This is a genomic window from Methanobrevibacter millerae (genome assembly GCF_900103415.1).
Classification (GTDB): domain Archaea; phylum Methanobacteriota; class Methanobacteria; order Methanobacteriales; family Methanobacteriaceae; genus Methanocatella; species Methanocatella millerae.
Genome location: NZ_FMXB01000012.1, coordinates 70,455 through 79,931, shown reverse-complemented (window position 1 = coordinate 79,931; position 9,477 = coordinate 70,455). Strand labels below are relative to the sequence as shown.

Annotated in this window: 9 protein-coding genes, 1 tRNA gene and 1 pseudogene; 9 read left to right on the top strand and 2 right to left on the bottom strand. The window is 38.5% G+C overall.

From position 1 onward, the window contains the following. From F3G70_RS12090 to F3G70_RS08010, 4 genes and pseudogenes are all read left to right on the top strand, one after another. Positions 1 to 195 (top strand): annotated as a pseudogene (locus F3G70_RS12090) (DUF368 domain-containing protein); the annotation flags it as partial. Positions 196 to 366: 171 nt separating this feature from the next. Continuing rightward, positions 367 to 2,949, top strand: a complete 2,583-nt coding sequence (locus tag F3G70_RS08020; RefSeq protein ID WP_149732189.1) for a DUF5814 domain-containing protein — start codon at positions 367 to 369, stop codon at positions 2,947 to 2,949. 4 nt (positions 2,950 to 2,953) lie between these two features. Then, positions 2,954 to 4,501 (top strand): helicase HerA-like domain-containing protein, encoded by a 1,548-nt coding sequence (locus F3G70_RS08015; RefSeq protein WP_188118118.1) that lies wholly within the window; start codon positions 2,954 to 2,956, stop codon positions 4,499 to 4,501. Between the two features lie 4 nt (positions 4,502 to 4,505). Further along, the gene (locus F3G70_RS08010; protein WP_149732187.1) at positions 4,506 to 4,988 is read left to right on the top strand and encodes a hypothetical protein; all 483 of its coding nucleotides are present in this window, start codon (positions 4,506 to 4,508) and stop codon (positions 4,986 to 4,988) included. On the opposite strand, the gene F3G70_RS08005 is transcribed toward F3G70_RS08010, so the two are convergent. Continuing rightward, complete coding sequence (locus tag F3G70_RS08005; RefSeq protein ID WP_149732186.1) at positions 4,960 to 5,385, bottom strand: GIY-YIG nuclease family protein; 426 nt, start codon at positions 5,383 to 5,385, stop codon at positions 4,960 to 4,962. The two genes, F3G70_RS08010 and F3G70_RS08005, sit on opposite strands and share 29 nt — an antisense overlap. 171 nt (positions 5,386 to 5,556) lie before the next feature. Between F3G70_RS08005 and F3G70_RS08000 the strand changes: the two genes are divergently transcribed. The 5 genes from F3G70_RS08000 to F3G70_RS07980 all read left to right on the top strand — a co-directional run bounded on the left by F3G70_RS08000 (position 5,557) and on the right by F3G70_RS07980 (position 9,295). Continuing rightward, positions 5,557 to 6,480, top strand: coding sequence for a tetratricopeptide repeat protein (locus F3G70_RS08000; protein ID WP_149732185.1), 924 nt, complete (start codon positions 5,557 to 5,559; stop codon positions 6,478 to 6,480). Between the two features lie 37 nt (positions 6,481 to 6,517). Then, entirely contained in the window at positions 6,518 to 6,937 is a 420-nt protein-coding gene (locus F3G70_RS07995) for a DUF371 domain-containing protein (protein WP_149732184.1), read from the top strand. 53 nt (positions 6,938 to 6,990) lie between these two features. Beyond that, positions 6,991 to 7,074, top strand: a tRNA-Leu gene (locus tag F3G70_RS07990). A gap of 82 nt (positions 7,075 to 7,156) precedes the next feature. Further along, the gene (gene galU / locus F3G70_RS07985; RefSeq protein WP_149732183.1) at positions 7,157 to 8,011 is read left to right on the top strand and encodes a UTP--glucose-1-phosphate uridylyltransferase GalU; all 855 of its coding nucleotides are present in this window, start codon (positions 7,157 to 7,159) and stop codon (positions 8,009 to 8,011) included. Between the two features lie 60 nt (positions 8,012 to 8,071). Next, a complete protein-coding gene (locus tag F3G70_RS07980) occupies positions 8,072 to 9,295 on the top strand; it encodes an aldo/keto reductase (protein ID WP_149732182.1) in 1,224 nt (407 codons plus the stop codon). On the opposite strand, the gene F3G70_RS12085 is transcribed toward F3G70_RS07980, so the two are convergent. Next, positions 9,292 to 9,450: a hypothetical protein gene (locus F3G70_RS12085; RefSeq protein ID WP_188118117.1), complete on the bottom strand. Its 159-nt coding sequence runs from the start codon at positions 9,448 to 9,450 to the stop codon at positions 9,292 to 9,294. The two genes, F3G70_RS07980 and F3G70_RS12085, sit on opposite strands and share 4 nt — an antisense overlap. Positions 9,451 to 9,477: the final 27 nt, after the last annotated feature.

The following is a 9,477-nucleotide window of genomic DNA, read 5'->3' as shown; positions in this document are numbered from 1 at the left end:
CTGCTTAAAAACTATGAGGAGTTTACCATGGCGTTTCTCATTGGTGTAATGCTTGGTACCTTAAAAATCCCGGTTGTCAATATCGCTTCAAATGTGGCATTCACTATTCCGGCTTTGCTTCCGTGCATTATCGTTGCAGTGATAGCATTTATGATAATCATTATAATGGAAACCCAGTTTAACTATATTGAATAGCTTTTGCTATTTGATATTCACTATTTTTTTAAATTCACTTATTTTTACTTAATTAATTTTATTTCAAAGTATTTTTAGAAAAGTTCTAGACATGCATTTCAAGTGTAATAACTTATAAGTTTTAGATTAATTTTCAAAATATAAGTAATATAAACAATAAAGTTTAATTTAATGTTAGTAATTAAAAAGGTAAAAAAGCAGTGGAAACTATTCCCTATCGGTTCTCCAAAAGGTGCTCTTAACAATAAAAGGACGCCTGAGTTTGTAGGCACTATCAAATTCCAGAACACTGCTTCAGGTCTTGCAATCTCCAGATTCGTTGCAGACTATTCCTATAATGACAATTCAAGCTTATCAGAAAAATTATTGCCTCCTCAGGAAGTAAACAAGCTTTTAAGAAGCCAGGCCGTTTTTCTTGCAACAAAAGACAGTGATGTTGAGGATTTCCTGAAAAGACTGAACATCAAAGTCAGATACACTCAGGTCTGTGATTTCTGCGCTTATGAGGGAAACATTACCATTATCAATTCAAACTTTTCATATCAATATAACAATCAGCTGATATGCAAAAACTGCGCTCACGATACAATCAAAAACGAGATGAAGCTCAGGGGCTTTGATAAAAAGATTTTCAGAAACCTTAAAGACACTCTCGACAGAACAGGAGATTTGGAAAAGACCCTCTCCGTTTTAAACCCGGACTTTAATCCGCTTAAAAACAGGGATTTGACACTGTTTGATAAGACATCTTCAAAATCAAAAGTCAAGATACCTCCGGTTGAAATGAAGCGCCTAAAGATTAATCCTAATTTCAGGGATATTCTGATTCAAAACGGAAATGACAAATTGTTGCCGGTTCAGTATCTGGCTATCCGTGAAGGACTGCTTAAGGGAGAGGATTTGCTTGTTGTAAGTGCCACCGGAAGCGGTAAGACATTAATCGGTGAACTTGCAGGTATCACGCAGGCTCTTGAAGGCAGAAAATTCATTTTCCTCACTCCTCTGGTCGCCCTTGCAAACCAGAAATACAGGGATTTCAAAAGGAAATACAAAAAGCTCGGCTTGAACGTAGCCATTAAGGTGGGACGCAATCGTGTAAAGGCCAAAGGAGAGCTTAAACTTCCTGACAGTGACGTTACTAAAGCAGACATTGTCGTTGCAACCTATGAAGGAATCGACTTTCTTTTAAGAAGCGGAAATTCAAAATCATTAAGCAACCTTGGTGTCGTTTTAATAGATGAAATTCATATGATTGACGATGAGGACAGGGGAACCCGATTGAACGGGCTGATAAAGCGCATTAAGCATTTATATCCAAAAACCCAAATCATCGGATTGTCAGCTACCGTTAAGAATCCTGAATTCCTGTCAAGGGAATTTAATATGAAGCTGGTTGAATATCCCGACAGACCCGTGCCTTTGGAAAGGCATCTTGTTTATATGAGAAACGAGTCCTCAAAGCGCCACTTGATGGCCAAGCTGGCTAAAAGGGAATTCAATACCAAATCCAGGAAAGGATATAGGGGACAAAGCATAATATTTACCAATTCAAGACGCAAGACCCACAAGATTGCAAGTTTCTTGCAGGAAAAGCACATTAATGCGGCTGCATACCATGCAGGATTGTCATATTACAAAAAGGAAAAGATAGAAAAGGACTTTGACAAGGCCAAGTTATCGGTTGTCGTCACGACAGCAGCACTTGCTGCAGGGGTTGACTTTCCTGCATCACAGGTAATCTTCGATTCCCTTGTAATGGGAAACAAGTGGATTAATCCAAATGAATTCTCACAGATGCTCGGACGTGCCGGAAGGCCAAGCTATCATGACCGAGGTATTGTATACTTGCTTCCAGAAATCGGAAATGACTTTGCAGGTGAAAGTGAGGAAGCAAAAGCATTGGAACTTCTTGAAAGCAACAGTGAGGATGTATTCATTGAGTATGATGAGGAAAGCTCTTACGAGCAGATTCTAGCGGATATCTCTTCAAATTCCATTAAAAGCTTTAAGGAACTGGCTGAATTCTACAGAAATATTGACGTTCCAATAAGCTTAAGGATAGCTGTTGATGAAATGACCGATTTGGGACTGATAACCAAAGACTTTAAGATAACCGATTACGGAAGGGCAACTTCTGTTTCATTTTTGAGCCTGGAGGATGCGGAGTTTATCCGAACAGCTCTGGACGACTGGGACTATTTAATTAATTACGTAAGGCTCTCTCCAATGTATAAAAAAAGGGAGGAATACGATAAGCTTCAGGTAAAGATTATTGCAATGGCTCTTGATTTGGAATTGTTTGATAACGCTTATCTCTCTCCGGTTGTCCACAATCAGATTGCAAACGCCTTAAAGATTAAGTTTTCAACAAGACTTTTCGCTGAATCCACTTTAGATATCATATCCTCCGGCGAAGCCTTAGACAAGCTTGACAGCAAATTCCAGGACGCCATGATACGCCTTCAAAGCGATTTCATGAAATGTAACTGCCAAGACAGGCCATTCTGCAGATGCCTGCAGCTTGGAATATCCGAATTAATAATAAGTGAACGTCTCAAGGGAAAGGATCCCGTTGACATATCAAAAAAGCTATTCAGAAAATATCAGATTCAAGTCTATCCCGGAGACATATTCTCCTGGCTGGATAATTTTGTAAAAAACCTTGATGCAATTAAAAGAATATCAAAAGCTTTTAATCGCACAAAAATAGAACGTAAAACTTCTTATTTAATTAAAAAAATAGAAAATGGTTAGAAAAATGTTTGTAGAAGATAAAATATTAATCGGCGGTGACGTTTATTTACTGCCGAAAATGGCAAATAGACACGGTTTAATTGCGGGTGCAACGGGAACCGGTAAAACGATAACCTTAAAAACACTAGCTGAATCATTCAGTGATATGGGAGTGCCGGTATTCTTGGCGGACATGAAAGGAGACATTTCAGGTCTTGCTAAAACCGGTGAAATGAATGACAACATCGCTAAAAGGGTTGAAGGAATCGATTCCTTTAAGCTCAAATCCTATCCTGTTGAATTCTGGGACTTGTTCGGCGAAAAAGGTCTGCCTATACGTGTTTCCCTATCCGAAATGGGTCCTGTATTGCTTTCTAAAATATTAAACCTTACGGAAGCTCAAAGCGGAGTTTTAAATATTGTATTTAAGGTTGCGGATGACGAATCCCTTCTTATCATAGACATTAAGGACTTGAAGTCCATGATTAATTATGTCGTTGAAAACAAGGACGTTTACGAACCTCAATACGGTGCAATTGCAGCAAAATCAGCCAATACGATATTAAGAAGCTTAATAACCCTTGAAGATCAGGGTGGAAACGATTTCTTCGGAGAACCTGCCTTGGAATTGAACGACTTCATCAGGCTTGACGATTCAGGTGCGGGAATTATCAATATATTGGATGCCCAAAAGCTCTCCATGTCTCCTGAAATCTATTCCTCATTCCTTCTCTGGATGCTTTCTTCACTTTATGAACAGCTTCCTGAAGTTGGGGATGCGGACAAGCCTAAATTCGTATTCTTCTTTGATGAGGCTCATTTATTGTTTGATGATATGAGTCCGGAATTTTTAAAGAAAATCGAACAGATTACCCGTCTGATCCGTTCAAAAGGTGTCGGTCTGTATTTCATCTCACAGTCACCTGCAGACATTCCGGATGAAATTCTAAGCCAGCTTGGTAACAGGATTCAGCATGCTTTAAGGGCATACACTCCTAAGGACCAGAAGGCGGTTAAAGTAGCTGCGCAGACTTTCAGACCTAACCCTGACTTTGACACTGCAGATGTCATTTCCAATCTGGGTATCGGGCAGGCGCTAGTTTCAGTTCTCGACGCTGATGGTGTACCGACAATTGTCCAGCAGGTCAATATCATTGCGCCTCAGTCATATATCGGACCGATTGATGACGGACTTCGTGCGGAACTTATTAACTTATCCGAATTCAAGGATAAGTATCAGCAGGCCGTTGACAGCGAATCAGCCTATGAGCTTCTTGCTCAGAAAATCAATGACAATGAAAACATTGAAAGCGAAGTGATTCCGGCTCCTGAAGTTACTCCTGAAGCAGCTCCTGAAGCTGCACCTGCCGAAGAGCCTCAGCAGGACGCCCCATCCATTGGAGGTTTTGACCTGGGTACTATTTTAGGCGGAGGTCAGGCTGCAGGCGGAAAAAGAACCAAAAAGACAGCTCAGCAAAAGGCAGTTGAAAAGGCAGCTACTACGGCGGCAAATACCGTTGCCCGCGAAGTTACAAAAGGAATTATGAGAGGATTATTCGGTCAGATGAAGTGATATCATGGCACATCCTCACGTTAAAACAATTTCTGAAATGGAAGACGCTTCCAAACTGGTAGATATAATTGCGGAGTCAAAAAGCTGTTATGTAAGGGACAATCTCTCCATTCATTTGCATGAAAGCCAAATCAAGCTTTTAAAAAATGTTGTAAAGCACTCAAAGCCTCATCACAGGCGTGTGCGCGTAAGGCAATACGCAAAAATCGCAGATGATGACAAGCATTTTGATTTGCATGTAAAACTCTATCTCAAAAGCTACAAGAAACTTGAACGCAAGGGACTTGTTGAAATTCTTGACGCAGATGATTTGCCTTATGATGTTATTTTAACAGAAAAAGGTTCAGAAATATTCGATGAAATCAAGTCACTTGAAAAGGAATGGGCAGATAGCGTCGGATGTGATGTTGAGGCCTTAAGGAAAATGGCTCTCGATTCATTTGAATATTCATACCGTTTCAAGAAAAGGCAGAAATACCAATTCTAAAATCACATGCTATTGAGTCGTAAGCATTAATTACAGCCTCAATAGCTTCTTTTTTGTTTTTGAAGTAATATAAGTGACTATCACAGTCGCAGTCACTGCAGCCAAAGCCATTAATATAATCATTATCAATTGCTAAATGCCTTGATAAATCGCACTCCACTTTCTTATCTACGTTATAGATGATTTCCACTATTTTAGCGTACTTTAAAAGGTAATCTATATGCCAATGAATTTTTTTGGAAGATGAGAGGTGTCTTTTTACCCTTGATTCAATCCCGTTCATGGCCGAACCGATATAGACATAATGGCCTTTTTTGAAATCGCTTTCAAGCCTTGAACCCACTTTCAAATTCATGTTTTCGCTCACTTCAATAATCAGACAATAGCAACCTTTCATTAATTTAATATTAATTTTTTTGATTTTTAATGATTTTTACTCGATGAGGTAAATATTGCTCTGACCTTGTTTTTTTAATCTGAGCGAGTAATATTGTCTAAACTTAGAATAGATACATTTAATAACTACATTTTACAAAATAACTTATACTAACTATATTGGTGATAAAATATGAATTTTTATGAATATGAAACTGATGAAATTGAACTGCTTGAAAACGTCACAAAACACATCAGCAAAAGGCAGTATGACAAGGCGCTTGAATGCATAAACAACGTTGATTCATTTGAAATAACCGATCCCCTAATCATGATGAGCAAGGCACAATGCTATTTAAGATTGGATGAAAGAACAAAGGCAAATGAAACCTATGAAAAGGCCATTAAGCTTTGCGATGAAAAACTTAAAGACAAAAGGGCGCCGTTCATCTTAAACATTAAGGGAAACTGCAATCTGCTTTTGAAAAGATATGAAAAGGCCATTGAATGCTATGATGAAGTGCTGGAAATGGATGATAGGAATACTATTGCAATAAGTTTCAAGTCCGTTGCACTAATCCGCCTGGATGAAAATGACGCCGCAAACGAATGCCTGGAGCGATTATTGCAAATCGACAGCGACAACAATGACATCAAGCTTTTCAAAGTCCAGTACCTCAACGGAATCGGAGATTACGAAGAATCACTTAAAATCCTCGATGAGGTTTTAAACAGTCCCTATGAATACTCTCAGGCCTACATGCTCAAATCTGATGCGCTCTTTGAAACCGGCCATGTCAATGAGGCCTTGAAGGATATTAACAGATCTCTGGAACTGAACCCTGACGTTTCATATTCCTGGTATCTTAAGGCCAGAATCCTTATGGAGAAGTCAATCAATGAAGACGCCATTGAATGCTTTAAAAAAGCCATTGACATGGACAATAATATCGACTGCTACTGGTTTGACATGGCATCCTGCTATTTGAGCATGTCAATGCATAACGATGCCTACGATAGCTATGCCAAGGCTTTCGAGCTTAATCCCCACAGCGGCGGAATTGCAAATCCCGAAATCTTTTTGGATTTCATAAATGATTTGAAACTGACTGGCTAGAAAACTTTTAAAAGCAATTAAGGATAAATATTTTTTCATGGAATTTAAAATCAAATCAAAGGGTCATAAGAACGTATCTTCCCTTCATAAATCTACTTTTGAAATTACTAAAGATCCTGAAATCGGGCCTACTGCAGACTGCATTATCGGCGTTGATATGGATGATTCAATGTGTGATTTTCCTGAGGAGTTTAAGAAAAGGATAGCTGATTCCAATACCAAAATAGCCGTAATACTGGACACACCAAACGGACATGATGAAATAATGGGTTACGGCCATGAAAATCTCACGTTAACACATCCGACGGATATTGTGTGCAGAACCAGCAATTTCACCTGCCCGAGAACTCTCATGATAAAATCTTCAAAGGCGGCCCGTGACCTTGAAGAGGATTTAATCAACGATTTAAAAAATGAGGAAACACTTGAAGTTACCATAAAAATAGTCGAAAAATAGTTAAATATATATAATGTTAAAAACATATTTTTTTATAACTACTTTTGTGATAAGCGGGGGTGGTCGAGCGGTCAAAGGCGCTAGGTTGAGGGCCTAGTGGGTTAGTCCCTTCGCGGGTTCAAGTCCCGTCCCCCGCACTATTTAATTCTGATTTTTAAGTAATATTTTTAACTAATTATTTACAAAGATAATAATAATAAATTTGTATGGTGATATATTATGAAAGCAGTAATTCCTGCAGCAGGTTTCGGAACAAGATTTTTGCCTGCTACTAAGGCTCAGCCTAAAGAAATGTTGCCTGTTTATGACAAGCCAACTATTCAGTATGTTATAGAGGAAGCTGTGGCTTCAGGTATTGACGATATTTTAATTGTAACCGGTAGAAACAAACGTTCTATTGAAGATCATTTTGACAAATCATTTGAGCTTGAACAGACTTTGCAAAGTGCAGGCAAGGACGATCGCCTAAGGCAGGTCCGTGCAATTACCGATTTGGCAGATATCTGCTATGTAAGGCAAAAGGATCAGAAAGGTCTTGGAGATGCAATCTACTGCGCCAAAAAGCATGTCGGCGGAGAAGCATTTGCTGTGCTTTTGGGTGATTCAATCACGAAAGGCCCTGTTCCATGCACTAAACAGCTGATTGACGTTTATGAAAAGTATGGGGCATCCGCAATCTCACTTGAAGAGGTTCCTAAAGAAAAGGTTGAAAGATATGGTATCATCAAGGGAACCGAAGTTGAAAACAACGTCTATGACATTGAAAAGCTAGTTGAAAAGCCACTGGCTCATCAGGCTCCTTCAAATCTGGCCATTATGGGTCGTTATGTCTTGACTCCAGACATTTTCGACAAGATTGATGAAACCGAACCTGGTGTGGGCGGTGAAATCCAGCTTACCGATGCATTATCCAAGCTCGACTCAATTTACGGAGTGACCTTCGAGGGAAAAACCTATGACATAGGAAACCGTTTCGAATGGCTAAAGACTTCAATCGAGTTTGCATTGGATGATGAAGAGTCCAAGGACGCATTGATTGATTACATGAAATGCATGATTCACAGCTGTGAATAATTACCCTAACATTTGTTGGGGATTCAATACTTTTTTTTTAATATTTTAACATGTGATTAAATGCAGTACAGATTAATTGAAAAGACTGGAGATAAGATTTTTCCATTGGGGTTCGGTGCAATGAGATTGCCCCTTAAAAATGGTAAAATCGATAGAGATAAGGCTAAAGAATTAATCTATTATGCAATTGACCAAGGAGTTAATTTTATTGATACTGCATATCTTTACGGAGATAGTGAAACGTTTTTAGGTGAAATTCTTAAAGGAGACTATTCCGATAAAGTCAAAATATCCACTAAATTGCCTGCCATTAACGTTCGAAAATATGAGGATATGGAAGATATCCTGGACGAACAGCTTAAAAGGCTTCAAAGGGATTTCATTGATTACTATCTGGTTCATGCCGTTGATTTAAAGGCAATGAATAGGCTCATTAAAAAAGATCTGTTTAAATTCTTAAATAAAGCCCGCAGTGAAGGCAAAATTAAGCACATCGGTTTTTCATATCATGGCCCTAAAGAAGAATTCCCAATATTGATTGACGGTTATGATTGGGATGTGGTGATGGTTCAATATAATTATTTTGATGAGAATGTCCAGGCCAGTGTTGAAGGCATTGAACATGCAGCTTCCAAAGGCATGGGTATATTCATAATGGAACCTTTAAAAGGAGGTATTCTTGCAGGTAAAATGCCTAATGAAGCTGAAGAGGTATTTAAAAAAGCAAATCCCAATAAAAGTAATGCTCAATGGGCTATGGAATGGGTTTTAAATAATCGTAACGTTACATGTGTATTTTCCGGAATGAACTCGTTTGAACAATTGGATGAAAATCTGGAAATAGCGTATAAAACAACTCCATTATCCATGAGTTTTGAGGATATGGAAACAGTTGAACTTGTAAAGAGAGTTATGAGGAATTCCCTTAAAATCAACTGTTCCACCTGTGGCTATTGTATGCCTTGTCCGCAGGGCGTTAACATTCCTGAATGTATGAAAATCTACAACGAGAAATATTTATTCAACCATAAAGGCTTTATGAATCAGTCTCAAATTGATTATTTTCAGTATGTGGGTGGAATAATGGGCAATTCCGGAAATGCCGGCAAATGTAATGGTTGCGGGCGATGCTTAAGAAAATGTCCTCAAAAGCTGGATATTATTTCGGAATTGGATAAAGTCAAAAAAGAATTTGAATTGCCTGGCATGAAATATGTCCTGTCATTTGTTCGCCATATTGGTTTTCCTATGTATAGGCTATTTGTTAAACTGTTGAACCGCTAATTCTTTCTTATTTTTTCAGTAATTTCCTCCCATTCCTGGGATTCGACCACATCAAAGCTTTCTCTCCATAATTTTTGTCTGATTATGTTTGAGGTTTCAGTGAAAATCGGATTATTTCGCTGTTTTATGAAATAATCATAGTAGTCATATGGCATGGTTATCACCTTATTTTTTTTATTAAT